Origin of the sequence: Flavobacterium algoriphilum, assembly GCF_048158655.1 — a bacterium.
Classification (GTDB): Bacteria; Bacteroidota; Bacteroidia; order Flavobacteriales; family Flavobacteriaceae; genus Flavobacterium; species Flavobacterium algoriphilum.
Genome location: NZ_JBLNKY010000006.1, coordinates 111,137 through 128,192 on the forward strand (window position 1 = coordinate 111,137; position 17,056 = coordinate 128,192).

20 protein-coding genes are annotated in these 17,056 nt (G+C 32.6%); 7 read left to right on the top strand and 13 right to left on the bottom strand.

Annotated features, from left to right (window positions below; genetic code table 11):
- Positions 1 to 3: 3 nt before the first annotated feature.
- The 3 genes from ACM55G_RS11470 to udk form a co-directional block, all read right to left on the bottom strand.
- Positions 4 to 1,371, bottom strand: coding sequence for a methylmalonyl-CoA mutase subunit beta (locus ACM55G_RS11470; protein WP_416844065.1), 1,368 nt, complete (start codon positions 1,369 to 1,371; stop codon positions 4 to 6).
- A 46-nt stretch (positions 1,372 to 1,417) separates the two neighbouring features.
- A complete protein-coding gene (locus ACM55G_RS11475; protein ID WP_416844066.1) occupies positions 1,418 to 1,744 on the bottom strand; it encodes an FtsB family cell division protein in 327 nt (108 codons plus the stop codon).
- 160 nt (positions 1,745 to 1,904) lie between these two features.
- Entirely contained in the window at positions 1,905 to 2,513 is a 609-nt protein-coding gene (gene udk / locus ACM55G_RS11480; protein WP_416837033.1) for a uridine kinase, read from the bottom strand.
- Between the two features lie 154 nt (positions 2,514 to 2,667).
- Between udk and ACM55G_RS11485 the strand changes: the two genes are divergently transcribed.
- The 4 genes from ACM55G_RS11485 to ACM55G_RS11500 all read left to right on the top strand — a co-directional run bounded on the left by ACM55G_RS11485 (position 2,668) and on the right by ACM55G_RS11500 (position 5,050).
- Positions 2,668 to 3,249 carry a Crp/Fnr family transcriptional regulator gene (locus ACM55G_RS11485; protein WP_416844067.1) on the top strand — a complete coding sequence of 194 codons (582 nt, stop codon included), beginning with the start codon at positions 2,668 to 2,670 and terminating at the stop codon, positions 3,247 to 3,249.
- Between the two features lie 90 nt (positions 3,250 to 3,339).
- The gene (locus ACM55G_RS11490) at positions 3,340 to 4,092 is read left to right on the top strand and encodes a pirin family protein (RefSeq protein ID WP_416844068.1); all 753 of its coding nucleotides are present in this window, start codon (positions 3,340 to 3,342) and stop codon (positions 4,090 to 4,092) included.
- 43 nt (positions 4,093 to 4,135) lie between these two features.
- Positions 4,136 to 4,666 carry a YceI family protein gene (locus ACM55G_RS11495; RefSeq protein WP_416844069.1) on the top strand — a complete coding sequence of 177 codons (531 nt, stop codon included), beginning with the start codon at positions 4,136 to 4,138 and terminating at the stop codon, positions 4,664 to 4,666.
- 69 nt (positions 4,667 to 4,735) lie between these two features.
- A complete protein-coding gene (locus tag ACM55G_RS11500; protein ID WP_416844070.1) occupies positions 4,736 to 5,050 on the top strand; it encodes a hypothetical protein in 315 nt (104 codons plus the stop codon).
- Positions 5,051 to 5,107: 57 nt separating this feature from the next.
- Here the strand turns inward: ACM55G_RS11500 and ACM55G_RS11505 are convergent, their stop codons facing one another.
- From ACM55G_RS11505 to dnaA, 6 genes are all read right to left on the bottom strand, one after another.
- Positions 5,108 to 5,989 (bottom strand): SDR family oxidoreductase, encoded by an 882-nt coding sequence (locus ACM55G_RS11505; RefSeq protein WP_416844071.1) that lies wholly within the window; start codon positions 5,987 to 5,989, stop codon positions 5,108 to 5,110.
- A gap of 75 nt (positions 5,990 to 6,064) precedes the next feature.
- Positions 6,065 to 7,192, bottom strand: coding sequence for a methionine aminotransferase (locus ACM55G_RS11510; RefSeq protein ID WP_416844072.1), 1,128 nt, complete (start codon positions 7,190 to 7,192; stop codon positions 6,065 to 6,067).
- 190 nt (positions 7,193 to 7,382) lie between these two features.
- The gene (locus ACM55G_RS11515; protein ID WP_416844073.1) at positions 7,383 to 7,901 is read right to left on the bottom strand and encodes a hypothetical protein; all 519 of its coding nucleotides are present in this window, start codon (positions 7,899 to 7,901) and stop codon (positions 7,383 to 7,385) included.
- 468 nt (positions 7,902 to 8,369) lie between these two features.
- On the bottom strand, positions 8,370 to 9,092 hold the full coding sequence (locus tag ACM55G_RS11520; RefSeq protein ID WP_416844074.1) for an SAM-dependent methyltransferase: 723 nt from the start codon (positions 9,090 to 9,092) through the stop codon (positions 8,370 to 8,372).
- A 115-nt stretch (positions 9,093 to 9,207) separates the two neighbouring features.
- Positions 9,208 to 9,675 (bottom strand): low molecular weight protein-tyrosine-phosphatase, encoded by a 468-nt coding sequence (locus ACM55G_RS11525; RefSeq protein ID WP_416844075.1) that lies wholly within the window; start codon positions 9,673 to 9,675, stop codon positions 9,208 to 9,210.
- An 8-nt stretch (positions 9,676 to 9,683) separates the two neighbouring features.
- Positions 9,684 to 11,111 carry a chromosomal replication initiator protein DnaA gene (dnaA, locus tag ACM55G_RS11530; RefSeq protein ID WP_035674283.1) on the bottom strand — a complete coding sequence of 476 codons (1,428 nt, stop codon included), beginning with the start codon at positions 11,109 to 11,111 and terminating at the stop codon, positions 9,684 to 9,686.
- Between the two features lie 183 nt (positions 11,112 to 11,294).
- On the opposite strand from dnaA, the gene ACM55G_RS11535 reads away from it, so the two are divergent.
- Positions 11,295 to 11,699: an acyl-CoA thioesterase gene (locus tag ACM55G_RS11535; protein ID WP_416844076.1), complete on the top strand. Its 405-nt coding sequence runs from the start codon at positions 11,295 to 11,297 to the stop codon at positions 11,697 to 11,699.
- Positions 11,700 to 11,728: 29 nt separating this feature from the next.
- On the opposite strand, the gene ACM55G_RS11540 is transcribed toward ACM55G_RS11535, so the two are convergent.
- The 3 genes from ACM55G_RS11540 to ribD are packed head-to-tail and all read right to left on the bottom strand — an operon-like array spanning position 11,729 to position 14,011.
- The gene (locus ACM55G_RS11540) at positions 11,729 to 12,358 is read right to left on the bottom strand and encodes an IMPACT family protein (protein ID WP_416844077.1); all 630 of its coding nucleotides are present in this window, start codon (positions 12,356 to 12,358) and stop codon (positions 11,729 to 11,731) included.
- 14 nt (positions 12,359 to 12,372) lie between these two features.
- Complete coding sequence (locus ACM55G_RS11545) at positions 12,373 to 12,975, bottom strand: HAD family hydrolase (protein WP_416844078.1); 603 nt, start codon at positions 12,973 to 12,975, stop codon at positions 12,373 to 12,375.
- On the bottom strand, positions 12,968 to 14,011 hold the full coding sequence (gene ribD / locus ACM55G_RS11550) for a bifunctional diaminohydroxyphosphoribosylaminopyrimidine deaminase/5-amino-6-(5-phosphoribosylamino)uracil reductase RibD (protein ID WP_416844079.1): 1,044 nt from the start codon (positions 14,009 to 14,011) through the stop codon (positions 12,968 to 12,970). The genes ACM55G_RS11545 and ribD overlap by 8 nt, the downstream gene beginning before the upstream one ends.
- Positions 14,012 to 14,129: 118 nt before the next feature.
- Here ribD and ACM55G_RS11555 point away from each other — a divergent pair, with 118 nt between their 5' ends.
- Both ACM55G_RS11555 and prmC read left to right on the top strand, forming a co-directional pair.
- Complete coding sequence (locus tag ACM55G_RS11555) at positions 14,130 to 14,615, top strand: GNAT family N-acetyltransferase (RefSeq protein ID WP_416844080.1); 486 nt, start codon at positions 14,130 to 14,132, stop codon at positions 14,613 to 14,615.
- Positions 14,616 to 14,736: 121 nt separating this feature from the next.
- The gene (gene prmC / locus ACM55G_RS11560; RefSeq protein ID WP_416844081.1) at positions 14,737 to 15,597 is read left to right on the top strand and encodes a peptide chain release factor N(5)-glutamine methyltransferase; all 861 of its coding nucleotides are present in this window, start codon (positions 14,737 to 14,739) and stop codon (positions 15,595 to 15,597) included.
- Positions 15,598 to 15,674: 77 nt separating this feature from the next.
- Here prmC and ACM55G_RS11565 read toward each other — a convergent pair whose 3' ends face one another.
- Positions 15,675 to 16,919, bottom strand: a complete 1,245-nt coding sequence (locus ACM55G_RS11565; protein WP_416844082.1) for an ABC transporter permease — start codon at positions 16,917 to 16,919, stop codon at positions 15,675 to 15,677.
- Positions 16,920 to 17,056: the final 137 nt, after the last annotated feature.

Sequence of the window (17,056 nt, forward strand, 5' to 3'; positions counted from 1 at the left end):
ATCTTAGCCTTCTTTTTCAAGTCTTTCCTGTTCTATTTTTTCTGCCAGTCGTTTTTCGATTATTGGCGTAATTAATGTTTTTCTCGGTTTGACTTTTACAAAAGGAAACAGTTCTAAATCGTGTTTCATTTTATCGGCTTTGTTGGGATGTTTGTTTGTTCCTAGTAAAATTTCTTTACCATTATCAAATAATTCTTGGGCCGTATCAGCACTTTCTTGAATTTTTCTTTTGATGATTCCGTCATTAAGTTGTTTCAAGAAACCACCATTAGACTCCATATCCTTGAATAATGCTAATGATTTTTCGGCTAATTGATTGGTCAGGCTTTCTATGTAATAACTTCCATCAGCCGGATTATTGACTTTGTCAAAATAACTTTCATTTTTGAGAATCAATAATTGATTTCTTGCGATTCGGTCTCCAAATTCATTGTCTTTATGATACAACGCATCGTAAGGTAGATTAGCAATTGCATCTGCTCCGCCAATAATTGCCGACATACATTCAGTTGTGGTGCGCAACATATTTACGTTATAATCATATAATGTTTTGTTGCGTTTTGTTGGTGAAACGATAATGTTGCAATCTAGATTGTGGTTATATTCTTTGGCTATTAGATTAAAAAGTAATCGTAAAGCACGTAATTTTGCTATTTCAAAAAAGTAATTTGTCCCAACAGCAACTTCGAAAACGATTGGTTGATTTATAAATTCAATTCGGTTGAAATATTCATTGGCATGGCCTAAGCTATAGGCAATTTGCTGCACCATGTTTGCGCCTGCATTTTGATACAAAGCGGTATTGATACTTATTAAAGACACTGCGGTTGTTGTTGCCGAAAGTAAATTGAGTGTTTCAAAATTACTTTTTTCTTTGGTTACAAACCAGTTTCCGTCTTTGGCTAATTGTCCAATTGGATCGAGATTACAGAAAATTTGCGTATTATTTTTCTTTGCAAATGCATCAATTTTTTTCACGAAATCGATTGAGATAAAACTCAAATGGAAGTAAACGGTTACTTTTTCTAAAGGTAATTTCTCCAGTAATTTTGTGATGTCAATGGATTCATTTTCTATTATAAACCGAAGGCTGTCCGCACCACGTTTTAACGAATCTAAGGCTCTTTCTATTGATTTTTCAAAATCATAAACAAATATGTTTTGACAAATTTTGAATTGAGTTGCTTTTGTAGTAAGCGCAAAAGCTTTCTTGAATTCATCTTTATGGTAAAATGGTTTTACTTGAATGTCTTCGGGAGAGTTCCAAACTAAGGTTTCATTATAATCAGCTCCATTGAGTTCAAATTGGATTTTTTGTTTCCATTGTTTGGAAGAAATGGGATTGAAATCATCGAAAAGGTTTACAGCCATTTTGTTTGTTGATTATTTTATAATTTTGAATAATTAAAATCTTTAATTATTTATTTTTTTCAATCGTGTCGCCTTCGAATTCAATGATGTAAATATCTTCACTATCTTTTTTCATATAGTATTTTTCGCGGGCGTATTTTTCTATTTGTTCGGAATTCTTTAATTCTTTGATGTTCTCTTGGTCTTTTTTTATTTCGTCTTGGTAATACTTTTTATTGTCTTCCAGCTCTTCAATTTGCTTGTCCAGAAAGCGGTGATCGAAATAGGAATAGTTATCGAGGAATACCATCCAAGTGGCAAAAAATAACAAGACCCAAATGTATTTGTTACTCAAAAATTTAAACCAAGATTTGTCTTTATACGGATTTGTCATTTTTATTTTTTTAGCCCCGATTACTTCACTTAATTTCTATCTTCATTGGAATCCAGTGAACTTCATTTAAAGTGAAAAATTTTTTTATTTTTTGCCAAAAAAAAAGATCGTAACGGAAATTGGAAAATCGCTCTTATTAATGAATTAGATTAAAACTAAATTATAGTATTTTTTGATTTATTACCGCCCGAACTACGTCTATGGCTACGGTATTGTATTTGTCATTTGGTATTATAATATCTGCAAATGCTTTTGTAGGTTCTATAAACTGCTCATGCATAGGTTTTAATGTTGTTTGGTATCTATTGATGACTTCATGCATATCACGGCCACGCTCTGCAATATCACGTCGCATCCGACGGATTAATCGTTCGTCAGAATCAGCGTGAACATATATTTTCACATCAAATAAATCTCTTAATTCTGGATTTGCCAATATTAAAATACCTTCAACAATCATCACTTTTCTGGGATGTGTAAAAACGGTATCATCAGTTCTATTGTGCGTTACAAAGGAATATACGGGTTGGTTGATGTTGTTTCCTTCTTTAAGTTCTTTCAGATGAGTAACTAATAATTCGAAATCAATAGCACGCGGATGATCAAAATTGATAAGCGCTCTTTCATCAAATGAAAGCCCGTGGTTTTCTTTGTAATACGAGTCTTGTGAAATAATACCTACTTCTGTTTCCGGTAATTCATTCATAATCTGATGTACTACGGTTGTTTTTCCGCTTCCTGTTCCACCTGCAATTCCTATAATGAGCATAAAAGATGTATTATTTATTTATCAAAGCAAAAATAGGAATTTAATTGCGAGTGGTTTTTGTTTTTTTGCGGAAATGTTGCTGATTTAATATATTTATTGGGCATTATTAATTCGCATTTTTTTCTACCTTTAGTTTTCTAAAAATAGAAATATTTTGTTCGCACAAATCAATAGAAATATCAGTCGTTATGTGGCTTTTGAACCGGAAGAACTGGAAATTTTCAATTCTTTATTGGAATATAAAACTGTTCCTAAAAAAACGATTCTGCTTCATGAAGGCGAAATGTGCAATTTTGAAGCATTTGTTATTAAGGGTTGTGTCAGGAAATATTATATTGATGCCAATGGTTTTGAAGTTATTCTTCAATTTGCCATTGAAAATGCTTGGATAAGCGATATTTCTTTTAGTATTTATGAAGATAAACCGAGTCGTGTAAGTATCGAAACATTAGAAGATTGTGAGTTTTTTATGTTCAGTCCTGAAACAAAAGAGACTTTATTTGTGAAAGCTCCCAAGTTTGAAAGAGCTTTTCGAATATTGATGCAACGCAGTCTAGCAGTTACTCAAGATCGCTTATTTAATACCATTTCTAAAACAGCCACCGAGAAATATATAGAGTTTCTCGAACATTATCCTACACTGTCACAACGCGTCGCTCAACATTACATTGCCTCTTATCTTGGCATTTCTGCCGAGTTTTTAAGCAAAGTAAGAACCAAAATTGCCAAACTCTAAATTTTTATTGTTTTTCATTTCTTGTCCTAGTTCAATGGATACTTTTTTTTTTTGACGCAACTTTGTACCATAATATTAAAGAACAAAACGATGGAAAATACAGATAAAATTAAAGACAGATTAATTACTCATTCAGTTTTACACAAAGCCAATACTCGTGGTCACGCGAATCATGGTTGGTTGGAATCTTATCACACTTTTAGCTTTGCTAATTATCACAATCCAGAGCGCACGAATTTTGGTGTTTTAAGGGTTTTGAATGACGACAGAGTTAGTCAAGGAATGGGTTTTGGGAAACATCCACATGATAATATGGAAATTATTTCTATTCCGCTCGAAGGGGATTTAGAACACCAAGACAGTATGGGAAATACTACCGTAATCAAAGAAGGAGATATTCAGGTTATGAGTGCCGGTACAGGGATTTTTCACAGCGAATACAATAAGAATAAAGACCAGTTGGTTAAATTTTTACAGATTTGGATTTATCCGAATCAAAAAAATGTAACCCCGCGTTATGATCAAGTTACTTTGGACTTAAAGGATCGTCACAATAAATTACAACAAATTTTATCCCCAAATCCAGAAGACGAAGGCGTTTGGGTGCATCAGGATGCGTGGTTTCATATCGGGAAATTTGACAAGGATTTTTCTACTTCTTATCAATTAAAAAAACCAGGAAATGGAATTTATGCTTTTGTTTTGAAAGGTGATTTCACTATAGGAAACATCGTTTTAAATGAACGTGACGGTTTAGGTATATGGGATACTGATACAATTTCAATCACTGCAAATTCTGCAGATGCCGAAATCCTTTTGATGGAAGTACCGATGAAATTATAATCAGATAAAAAAACAATAGAAATAACTAATAAATAATACTACTATGTCAACAACAAAATGGGCAATAGACCCAACACATTCAGAAATTGGTTTTAAAGTAAAACACATGATGTTTACAACTATTTCAGGAAAATTTTCAAAATTTGAGGCTTCAATTGAATCAGAAGATACTGATTTTGAAAATTCAAAAATTGAATTTACTGGCGCAATCGATTCTATATCCACCGGAAATACAGATAGAGATACCCATTTATTAAGTCCTGATTTTTTTGATTCAGAGCAATTTCCCGAAATCAAATTCTCAGCGACTTCATTTACTAAAGTTAATGAGGGAGAATATGAATTGGTTGGAGATTTAACTATGCATGGCGTAACAAAATCAGTGAAACTGCCAGCAGAATTTAGTGGATTAATGAAAGATCCATGGGGGAATACGAAATTAGCTCTTTCATTAGAAGGAAAAATTAATAGAAAAGATTGGGGACTGAATTGGAATTCAGCTCTTGAAACTGGAGGAGTTTTAGTAGGTGAAGAAGTTCGATTGAATATCGAATTGCAATTTATAAAATTATAATTTTAACAAGAACAAAAATAGTATTATCAAAGAATTAGAATTTTTGAGGCTGCTGTTTTTAAAAGTTGAATGATGGAAACCACTAATATTCTTTATATCGGAAGGCATATCGAAATTCTGGCAATTGTTGTCCGACTTATTAATTCCAATGAAGGTTGGAGTGGAGTAGGCGTTATGAATGATGATGAGGCAGAAGAAATTTTTTGCCAAAAAGAGTTTTCACTCGTATTATTAGGATCCGGAATCCAGAAAGAAAGTGAAACTAGTTTGCGTGCTTTTTTCAAAAAACAAAATCCAAATATAATTGTTGTACAGCATTATGGCGGTGGAAGTGGCTTGCTGAAAAGTGAAATTATAGTCGCGTTGGAGAATAATAAATATTGACAAAAACAGAAAGAGAGCCATTTATTTGACTCTCTTTTTTTGATTTTATTTAAACTATTATTTGTTCTTCTTTGCTTTAATCATCATTTCCAATTGATCCCAAAGTTCTTCGGGAATAGCTTCCAGAATGTTGAATTGTCCGGCGCCTTTCAGCCATTCACCACCATCAATAACAACCACTTCACCATTTACATACGCTGAAAAATCAGACACTAAATAAGCCGCTAAATTGGCTAATTCCTGATGATCTCCTACACGTTTTAGCGGTACTTTTTTTGCCATATCAAACTTTTCGGCTAAATCTCCTGGCAATAATCTGTCCCAAGCGCCTTTGGTTGGAAAAGGTCCCGGAGCTATCGCATTGGAACGAATCCCGTACTTAGCCCATTCTACAGCAAGACTTCGTGTCATGGCTAAAACTCCAGCTTTTGCAGTAGCACTTGGTACCACATACGCAGAACCTGTCCAAGCATAAGTAGTTACGATATTTAATATGGTAGATGATTTTTGTTTGGTGTCAATCCAATGTTTTCCAAAAGCAAGGGTACAGTTTTTTGTTCCTTTTAAAACAATATCAATCACAGTATCAAAAGCATTTGCAGATAATCTTTCGGTTGGCGAAATGAAATTTCCGGCAGCATTATTGAGTAAAACATCAACTTTACCAAAAGCTTTTAAAACTTCTTGTAACATGTTTTCAACTTCTCCGTAATGACGTACATCACATTGAATAGGAAAACAAGTTCCGCCCGTTTCAGTTTCCAGTTCTGCAGCTGTATTTTTTAGTTTTTCTAAATCTCTGGATGTAATGGCAACTTGTGCACCCAATTCTAAGAAATATTTAGTCATTGCTTTACCTAAGCCACTTCCACCACCTGTTACGACAATCACTTTACCTTTTAGCGCATCGTCACGTAACATTTTATCTGTATAACTCATGTTTTGATATTTTTTTATTGTAAATATATTAAATTAAATAGTATGCATGCATAATAAAAAATAAAATTGATGCTTTTAAATGGTACACAATCTTTTAGCGGCTTCTTCTAGTGTTGCATTGTCTTTGGCAAAACAAAACCGAATTAATTTCAGGTCTTTTCCATCAGCATAAAAAGTAGAAATTGGAATAGCAGCTACACCATGTTCAACGATTAGGCGTTTGCAAAAATCTACATCATTTTCACTTGAAATTGCAGTATAGGAAGCAACCTGAAAATAAGTTCCTTCGCAAGGCATGAGTTTAAAGCGACTGTCTTTTAATAATTTTCTAAAGTAATCTCGTTTTTCCTGATAGAATTCCCCGATTTCATCCAGAGAAACTAAGTCTAAATAGTCACTAATAGCTACTTGACAAATACTATTTACACTAAAAACTAAAAATTGGTGGACTTTTTTGATTTCCTTCATCAGGTATTCTGGTGCGGCTAAATAGCCTACTTTCCATCCTGTAACATGAAATGATTTTCCAAAAGATGAAATCATCACGCAACGATTAAGTAGTTTTTTTCGAGTATGAGCAGAAATATGTTTTTCTTCGAAAGTGATGTATTCGTACACTTCATCAGATAGAATTAAAATGTCAGGATATTTTTCCAATAGAATATCCAATGAATCAAAATCGGATTTCGTAAATATTTTACCGGTTGGATTATGCGGATTATTAATGATAATCATTTTGGTTTTTGAAGTGCAGGCTTTTTCTATAATCTCCCAATTTGGTGTATAATCCTCGTTGAGTGCCACTCGAACCGGATTTGCATTGCATAATAATATGGGTGCTTCATAACAATCATAACTTGGATCTAAAATAAGAACTTGGTCATTAGTTTTTACTAAAGCCAGTATTGTAGTGAAAATAGCTTGGGTAGCACCTGCTGTTACTAATAATTCAGTATCAGCTTGAACGGTTCTATCATACGATTTTTTGATGAGTGTCACTATTTTTGATAATAATGGCTGATAACCAGACATGGGCAAGTATTGGTGTACGTTTTCTTTGGCAAGTTTGGCAACAATAGCTGTTAATCTTTCATCAACAGGGAAGTTTGGAAAGCCCTGCGATAGATTAATAGCATTATACTCAGCGGCCATTTTTGACATAACAGTAAAGATACTTGTGGTGATATTTGGAAGTTTACTCATAAAATAATTTCATTTATTACTTGATAAATATAACGGGTTTAATCATAATTTTGTTTTTTTGAACATTGAAATTTTTAAAAAATAGTTGTATAGCGTTTTTTATTTCTTCATACTTCAAAAATTAATAGTGCTATACGTTCTAAAAAAAAAAGCTATCCGAATGATAGCTTTTTTTTATGTTTATTTGTGATTACATTCCTTTAACAATATCGCCATTCGCATTGACAACTAATTTGCGAACTTCTTTATCTTTTTTTATTCTGAGATTATATTCTTTTTTAATAACATCACCTTCTTTTTGAGAATATAAATATTTATCATTTACAATTTGCCACCCAGGAAAAGCTTTATAAACGGAATAGATTACACTACTAGGAAGTTTTACGTTTTTGTAGTTTTCAACAACCCGAATCAATTTTCCATTTTCATTATAAGTTGCATTCAATGATCCATTTTTGGTTTCCATAATTACTAAATAGTTTTCATATCCTTCATAATCTTTTCCCAGATCGTAAGCTATAAATTTTTCTTCTAGAGCTCTTACCTCGTTATCAGAATTTTTATCGGGTAAATATATAGAAAAGTCTTTTCCGGCACTTTTAATTACAACTCCTGGTAATTCTTCCATCCTTATATTTCCATCTATATCTTGCGAATAAGACGTAATGGTTATGCTTAAAAAAAGCACAACGATAATAAATGATTTCATGATGTTTAGTTTTTAAATTATTTAAGTCAATTTAATAGTTATGATTAAAATAAATTTAGTAAGGCTTGTCATTTTCTCCCCCTTTTGTTTTTAAATTTATTTAAATCGTTATAATTCAAAACATTAGCAGTTTCATTTTTTTGAATGTTTAATCAAAAAATTATATTGGGGACTAGTAAAGTTACCACTTTTTTCAAAGTGATGCAGTTAACTTTTTCTATAAATAAAGTTAATATGAGGGAATTTTTACGCTAATTTTTAGCAAGAAAATCCATTTATAACTATAAATAAAAAGGAAAATTGCGTTTTTTTATCAAATGAAAAATAATCTTTCATCAAATGACATTTTAAAGATTTATTTATTTTTTCAAGCTATTGTAGAAGGGGTTGAGACTACAGTTAGAAATAATATTTTCTGGTTTTTCACTATAAAAAATAGTCTGATTTGATATTAAATTAATAAATCAGCTACATTTTATGAATTATAAAAATAGTAGGGCGGTTGTGTAAGTCTACCTGTGTTTTTTTCCAATCAGAGGATCGCATTGTTTTGATATATTCTGTTGGTAAAGTAATGTCTGTTGCAATACAAAGATAGGTTGCAGGATTTAGGGCCTGTAAAATATCCTCCAGCATTTTATTATTTCTATAAGGTGTTTCTATAAAAATTTGAGATTGATTTTTATCCTGAGATAGTTTTTCCAAGTTTTTAAGAGCTGTTTTCTTTTCCCCTTTTTCAATAGGTAAATACCCATTAAATGTAAAACTTTGTCCGTTCATTCCAGATGCCATCATCGCTAAAAGAATAGAAGATGGGCCTACAAGTGGGACAACCTGGATTCCTTTTTCATGTGCCAATTTTACAATTACGGCACCGGGATCAGCTACGCCGGGACAGCCTGCTTCGCTCATCAATCCTACATTTTTTCCTTCTAATAGAGGTTTGATAAAGTCTAAATGCTCTTTAGTTTCAGTGTGTTTGTTTAAAACAAAAAGGTTTAGCTCCGATTGTTTCTTTTCAGGACTAACTCCTTTGATGGATTTTCGGGCAGTTTTTTCGTTTTCAACGATATAGTAATCAATAAAATCAATACTTCTTTTTATGGTTTGTGGTAACACATCCATAGGATCGCTATCTCCCAATGTAGTTGGTATTAAATAGAGTTTTCCTAAAAGAGGGATTGATTTCATGCGTTTGATTTTATGTTTTTTAAAGTAAATTGTATGCTTGACTTTCCTGTAAAAAGTAGGATTGTTTTTTAAGGATTATAATTGCTTCGAAAATAAATTTTTTAAACCCGAGGTATTATTGGTGCTTTTCAATAAGTTTTTTAGCGATTACTGCACATACTTCATCAAGCATATTGTAAACTATTTCAAATCCATTTGTTAAACCAAAATAAGGATCGGGAACATCTACATTTTCATTTGGAAATAATTCATTTAAAATGAGGTGTACTTTCTCTTTTTGATCTTGGTTTTCAGCGAGCTCGACAACATTCTCGTAATTAAAATTATCCATCACAAAGATATAATCAAAAGTATCAAAATCTTTTTCGCTGAATTGACGTCCTTTTTGATTTGAAATATTTATTTTGTTTTTTTTTGCAACAGCAATAGAACGATCATCAGGGCAATGACCAATGTACCATGAACCTGTTCCTGCTGAATCTACTGTAAATTTATTTTTTGGGAGTTTTGATGCTAATATACCTTCGGCTAAGGGTGACCGGCAAATATTTCCTAAACAAACCATTAAAATTTTTATGGACATGATGCTTTTTATAGCGTTAATTTTTTATTGATGTCTTCAACAAATTTCTTGAATTGTTTGTCGGTAGCAACTAAATTATCAACGGTTTTGCAAGCATGTAATACTGTAGCGTGATCTCTATCTCCAATTTGTGAACCAATGTTTGCCAAAGATGCTTTTGTAAATTTTTTCGCAAAAAACATGGCTAATTGCCTCGCTTGTACAACATGCCTCTTTCGAGTTTTTGATTGTAGTGTTTCTAAATCCAATTGGAAATAATCGGAAACAATTTTTTGAATGTAATCGATCGAAATTTCTCGTTTTACATTTTTTACAAATTTTTCAACAACACTTTTGGCAAGTTCTAAAGTAACTTCTTTTTTATTGAAAGAAGATTGTGCAATCAAGGAAATAATGGCTCCTTCCAGTTCTCTTACATTAGATTTGATGTTTCTTGCAACATATTCAATTATTTCTTCAGGGATTTCTACACCATCTCTGTACAATATATTTTTAAGGATAGAAATTCTGGTTTCATAATCCGGTTGGTGCAATTCTGCAGATAAACCCCATTTGAAACGAGATAATAAACGTTGTTCAATATCTTGCATGTCAACTGGTGCCTTGTCTGATGTCAAGATTACCTGTTTCCCGTTTTGGTGCAAATAATTGAAAATATGGAAAAATACATCCTGTGTTCCTGATTTCCCGGAAAGGAATTGAACATCATCAATAATTAAAACATCAATTAATTGATAGAAGTGTATAAAATCATTTCGGTTGTTTTTCTTTACCGAGTCAATATATTGTTGTGTGAAAATTTCAGCGGAGATGTATAGCACTGTTTTTTCAGGATATTTGTCTTTTATTTCTACACCAATAGCATGCGCTAAGTGTGTTTTTCCAAGACCAACTCCTCCAAAAATTAATAAAGGATTAAACGAGGTTCCTCCAGGTTTATTGGCAACAGCCATACCGGCGGAACGCGCTAATCGATTAGAATCTCCTTCCAGAAAATTATCAAAACTGTAATTTGCGTTAAGTTGAGATTCAATTTTTAAATTCCTAATTCCTGGAATTACAAATGGATTTTTTAATTCGGGGTTCAGGTTTTTAAATGGGGCATCTACTTCTTGTGGCTTCATAGGGACTCTATTGGCACTTGGCAATTGTTCCGTAAACGGTTGTTTGTTGCCATAAGTGTTTTCCATTCTGATTTTATAGAGTAACTTTGCGTTTTTACCAAGTTCTTTGGTTAGTGCCACTTTTAATAATTTCACATAGTGTTCTTCTAGCCATTCATAGAAAAATTTACTTGGAACTTGAATATATAATGCATTATCGGTTAGCTCAACTGATTTGATTGGTTCGAACCAAGTTTTGTAAGCTTGATCCTGAATATTGTCTTTTATGAAAGAAAGACAGTTTTCCCATACTGATTGAGCAGTTTTGTTCATATATTCTGTTAAATTATTTTTATTTGGCAATTATTATCTTACTAAAAAAAGAGTGAAATTTCATCGTTTTTCGGGGTAACAAATATGTGAACAAATTTCTATAAAAAAAAATATATTGGGTAATAATTTTACAAATTATTGTTGTAAGGCACGTTTTAAATTTAATTTTTTAATACATAATTAATGAAAGATCATCAAATTCAAGTTCGTGTACGTTACTCCGAAACGGACCAAATGGGGGTAGTTTATCACGGGAATTATATTCCTTATTTTGAGATAGGAAGGGTCGAATGGCTTAGAGACAAAGGGATTTCATATAAAAACATGGAAGAAAGCGGTATCGGGTTGCCGATTGTTTCAATGAATATAAATTATAAAAAATCAGCTCGGTATGATGAGTTGCTTACCGTTCATACCACTTTTAAAAGTCAGAGTTCTGTGAAGATTGAATTTGATTGCGCTATTTATAATGAGTCCGAAGAGTTGTTAACAACTGCCCAATTTATTTTGGTTTTTGTGGCCTTAAAAACAGGTCGTCCAACTGCTCCTCCCGATTATATTTTAGATTTGTTAAAAAGGATAGAATAAATTATAAAAACAGCAATTTTGAATAAAAATTACAGTCGTTTTATGTCGATTTCAAACATCAGATTAAAAATGTTGAATACCATTTCGGCATTTTTTTTTCGTGTTTTTATTTCAATTTTGCCTACTGGAAGTCCTGAATTTTCATTTATTTCCATTTCCTGAGCCACTATTTCTAGCTTTTTCTCCTTGATTACTCGCATCACTTTGTTCATGTTTTTATAATCAAATGTGATTGAATAATGAATATTTATAGTTTTTTCGACTATTTCACAAGTTTCGAGAATAATTTGGGCGGTCGTCTTATAAGCGGATAGTAATCCACCAACACCTAGTTTTACACCTCCAAAAATCCGAACCACCACAATTAATACATTAGTTACTGAAAATGACTGGATTTGTCCGTAAATAGGCATGCCTGCAGTGTTACTTGGTTCTCCATCATCATTAGCTCTATACGTTACTGTGTCAGCACCTATTTGATAGGCATAACAAAAATGTCCTGCACTGGGATGTTGTTTTCGTAAAATTTCGATTAGTGGTTTTACTTCGTCTTCAGATTGAATTGGGTAGGCATAACCAAAGAATTTACTGTTTTTTTCTTTGAAAAGTATTTCTGAAGAGGGAAATTCAATAGTATTGTAAGTATCTTTTAATTCCAAAAAGGTAGGTTTTTCTAAATTATTTTTTTGTCAAATAAATTGACGACATCTTCCTCTCCCACTTGTAAATTCCAAACTTGAAACCCTAATGCAAGTGCTGCATCGGTATTTTCTTTTTTATCGTCAATGAATAAAGTCCGTTTTGGAGCTAAATCATGCTTGTTTGCCAAATAATTAAATATTTCCGGATTGGGTTTTCTCATTTCTACTTCAAACGAAAAATATACTTTTTCAAAGCATTGATAGAAATCACTGTAAAATGAAATTCCATTTTTTTGCTCAAAAGTTTCTATATGAATAGCATCCGTATTTGACAATAAAAATAAGCGGTATTTTTTAGAAAGCATTTGAAGAAATTCCAATCGGTATAATGGGAAATCAAGAAGTATAGCGTTCCATGCCTCCAAAATTTCGTTTGTAGAAGCATTTGGCACATGTTTTTGAATACCAATAAGGAAATTTTCACGTGAGATTTGACCTGTTTCAAACTGAATATTTAAATCATCTAAATCTTCATTCCACTCCTGCAAACCTAATTGATTTAAGGCATCCATAGTGGCTTGTTTATTCAAATTGATAAAGATATCCCCAAAATCAAATATAATAGTATTAATCATGGTTTCTAGAAATTATGAGTTCATCATTGCCTATCGAATATTTTTCGAACGATTTTTTATCTAGTCTTGGGGCTTTTGTTCCCGTAGTAAATTGAATGTTTCCAACAAAGATTCTTGCTTCATCCCAAAGGTTTGCGTCTATAAAAGTCTGTAGTGTTTGTCTGCCGCCTTCAATAATTACAGATTGAATTTGATGCTGATATAACGCTTTTTCTATTCGTTTCGCTATGTTCTGTTCAAAATCAATTACTTCAAAGATAGTGTTTTCTTTTTCAATTGTGCTTTTCGATTTCGAAAATACGATGGTTTTAATCTGATTATTAAAGATATGACTGTCTTTAGGAATTCGATTATTTTGATCTATAATTACGCGAATCGGATTGTTTCCATGCCAATCTCGTGCGTTAAGTTTTGGATTATCATCGATAACTGTTTGCGTCCCCACCAGAATAGCTTGCTCTTCAGTGCGCCATTTGTGGACTAATTGACGGGAATAAACATTAGTAATCCAAACTGGTTTTTTTTCATTTTTTTCTAAAGGTGCAATAAAACCATCCTGACTTTGGGCCCATTTCAAAATAATGTACGGTCTTTTCTTTTCGTGAAAAGTAAAAAAGCGTTTGTTCAGTTCATGACATTCTGCTTCCAGAATGCCAACTGTAACTTGTATTCCAGCTTCAATAAGTTTTTTAATTCCGTTTCCTGCGACTTTTATATTTGGATCAATAGTACCGATAACCACATTTGGAATTTTATTTTTGATAATTAAATCGCAGCAAGGTGGCGTTTTTCCATAATGACTACATGGTTCTAAACTAACATAAATTGTCGCTTTTTTTAATACCGATTTATCTTTTACTGAATTCACGGCATTTACTTCGGCGTGAGGTTCTCCTGCTTTTTTATGCCAGCCTTCGCCAATGATTTTATCTTTATAAACAATTACACTACCTACCAAAGGATTCGGATAGGTTGTTCCTAGACCATTTTTGGCTAACTCGATGCATCGTTTTATATATTTTTCATGTATTTTCACATTGCAAAAGTAGTATTTTTTGAGTTTAGCCCCGAAACTTCAGCATTAGTTTTAAAACTTTAGAAAATAACAACAAACAATTTCTACTTTTGTACCTAAAATTAGTTTCTGAAATAAGATGGAAAATTACAGCATTAGAAAAATAAAAAAAGACGACAATCAAGCAGTTGCACAGTTAATACGAGCAGTTTTTGACGAATTGAACATTCCAAAAGTAGGAACAGCCTATGAGGATCCTTATTTGGATTTAATGTTTGAAGAGTATAATAAACCTAAATCAGTTTATTATGTTGTTGAAAAAGAGGGTAAGATTATCGGCTCTGCCGGAGTAGCCCCACTTGAAAATGAAGCAGACACCATTTGTGAATTGCAAAAAATGTATTTCCTTCCAGAAACTCGAGGTCTTGGAATTGGAGGTAAAGTCATGGCGGTATGTTTGCAAAGTGCGAAGGATTTTGGTTTTGAAAAATGTTACCTCGAAACCATGCCATTTATGCATGATGCCCAGAAGCTATATAAAAAAGTAGGTTTCGAATACATCTGTTCCCCAATGGGAAGTACCGGTCATACCAGTTGTCCAGTTTGGATGTTGAAGGATTTATAAAAACTTCAAAATTCTTTGTTCAAACTTTAGTTTTTTTTAATGATGAATATTCAATTTGGAATAACGAATTTCGAATCAAAAAACTGAATATTCAATTTTGATTAGCGAATATAAAAAACCAATGAATATAAAAGAATACAGAACTCAATTTATTGACTCGCTTACTCCAATTTACGATGCCGGTGAAGCGGAGAGTTTTTTCTATTTAATTTTAGAAGAAAAAAATAAGTTGAAAAGAATTGATTTGGCGTTGCAGCCTGATTTGGTTTTTTCGGAAAATGAAATTTCGGTTTGGGATTCTATTTTGGAACCATTAAAAAAAGAAATTCCAATACAGTACTTATTAGGTAAAACCAGTTTTTTCGGTTTGGAATTTGAAGTTAATGAAAACGTTTTGATTCCAAGACCAGAAACCGAAGAACTAGTGGATTGGATTATTAAAAGTAATTCAAAGATTCAAAAATTAAAAAATTTAAAGATTTTAGATATTGGAACAGGAAGTGGCTGCATTGCTATTTCATTGGCTAAAAACATACCTAATGCCCAAGTTTTTGCCATAGATGTTTCCGAAAAAGCTTTGGCTACAGCTCAAAAAAATGCCCAAATTAATGCAGTAAACGTTACTTTTATAAATAAAAACATTCTTGAAACCGAAGATTTAAAGCAACAATTTGACATTATTGTTTCGAATCCTCCCTATGTTCGGAATCTGGAAAAAGAGGAAATCAAGAAGAACGTTTTGGAGAATGAACCGCATTTGGCTCTTTTTGTTGAAGATAATGATGCGTTGATTTTTTATAGGAAAATAGCTGAATTGGCTCAAAAAAATTTACCGTCAAACGGACAATTATATTTTGAAATCAATCAATATTTGGGAAAAGAAATGATAGAGTTGCTCCAAAAAATGAATTTCAAAAACATCGAATTACGCAAGGATATTTATGGAAATGACAGAATGATGAGAGCAGATTTAAGGGTTTAAACTTCTGAAATCAAAAATCGTTAATCAGCATTCAAAAATCAAAAAAATAGCATTCAATGATTTTTTTAATCTGCCCGCTATTCGTATCGCAACGCCTCAATTGGATCTAGTTTTGCAGCTTTTACGGCAGGATATAAACCAGAAACGATTGCTACAATAAAACTTGTTATAAACGCTGCCATAATTGCGCCCCACGGAATGACAAACACAAAACTCATTGCAGTAGCGATTACAAAACCAATCAGGATTCCAAAAATAATTCCTACAAGTCCGCCTAATTGTCCAATAAGTAAAGTTTCTATAAAAAACTGAAAAGCAATCGTAGTTTTTTTGGCTCCCAATGCTTTTCTAACCCCAATTTCTCGGGTACGTTCCGTCACCGAAACAATCATTATATTCATCAAAGCAATGGACGATCCTAAAACGGTAATAATTCCAATAAGCCAGGAAGCAAGTCCAAGATATTTAGTGATTCCAAGGATTCTATTGATAAGGTCATCACTACGAACCACGCCAAAATTGTTGTCTTTTACAGGGCTTAATTTACGGACTCTACGCATCGTGCCGGTAGCATTATCAATGGCTTGGTCTAATAATTCTTTCTTAGAAACCATGATACTCATAGTGTAATTGATATTAGGTGCAGTAAAAAGAGATCGAGCGACTTGAATTGGGATTAAAACTCTTAAATCTTGGCTGTTCCCAAACGTAGAACCCTTTTCTTTCAGTACTCCTATGACTCTAAATCGGGCGCCACGAATTGAAATTACTTTGTCAATAGGATTCACGTCTTTCAGTAATCCTTTTTCGAAATCAGAACCTACAATACAGACATACGCATTGTTATCGATGTCAAAACCGGTAAAATTTCGTCCTGCGCTAGTTTCTAAACCTGAATTAATCATAAAATGATCATCAACGCCCACAATTGAATTTTCAGGATCGGTTTTAATCGCTCCGAATTTAACTTCCGCTACTGATGTGGCCTTAAAGGACAGGGAAGTTTCAGTAAAAGGATAGTTGAATTTATTTTTGAAAGCCACTGCTTCCGGGTAGGAAATGATAGGATTTATAATTTCACGTTCCTGACCACCACGGTTTCGGACTTCATTTTCATATTGATTAATATTAAAAGTATTGGCTCCCATCGAAGCAAAATCAGATGAAATTGTGTTTTCTAAAGCCGAAACAACGGTTAATATACTTACCAAAGCCGTAATTCCAATCGCGATAATCAGTACGGTAAGTATGGTTCGTAACAATTGTGTCCTGATGGAACCAAATGCAATCCGAATATTTTCTTTGAATAATTTTAGCATCATACGAGTTTGACACGAAAATACAATTTTTGTTACAAATTTTCTTTTCAAAAAGCCTAATTTATTTTTAGGAGCTATTTCCAGCTTTCCGCTATAATCGGTTCATGAAAATAATTTGTTTTCAATTGCCTTAAAGGAGC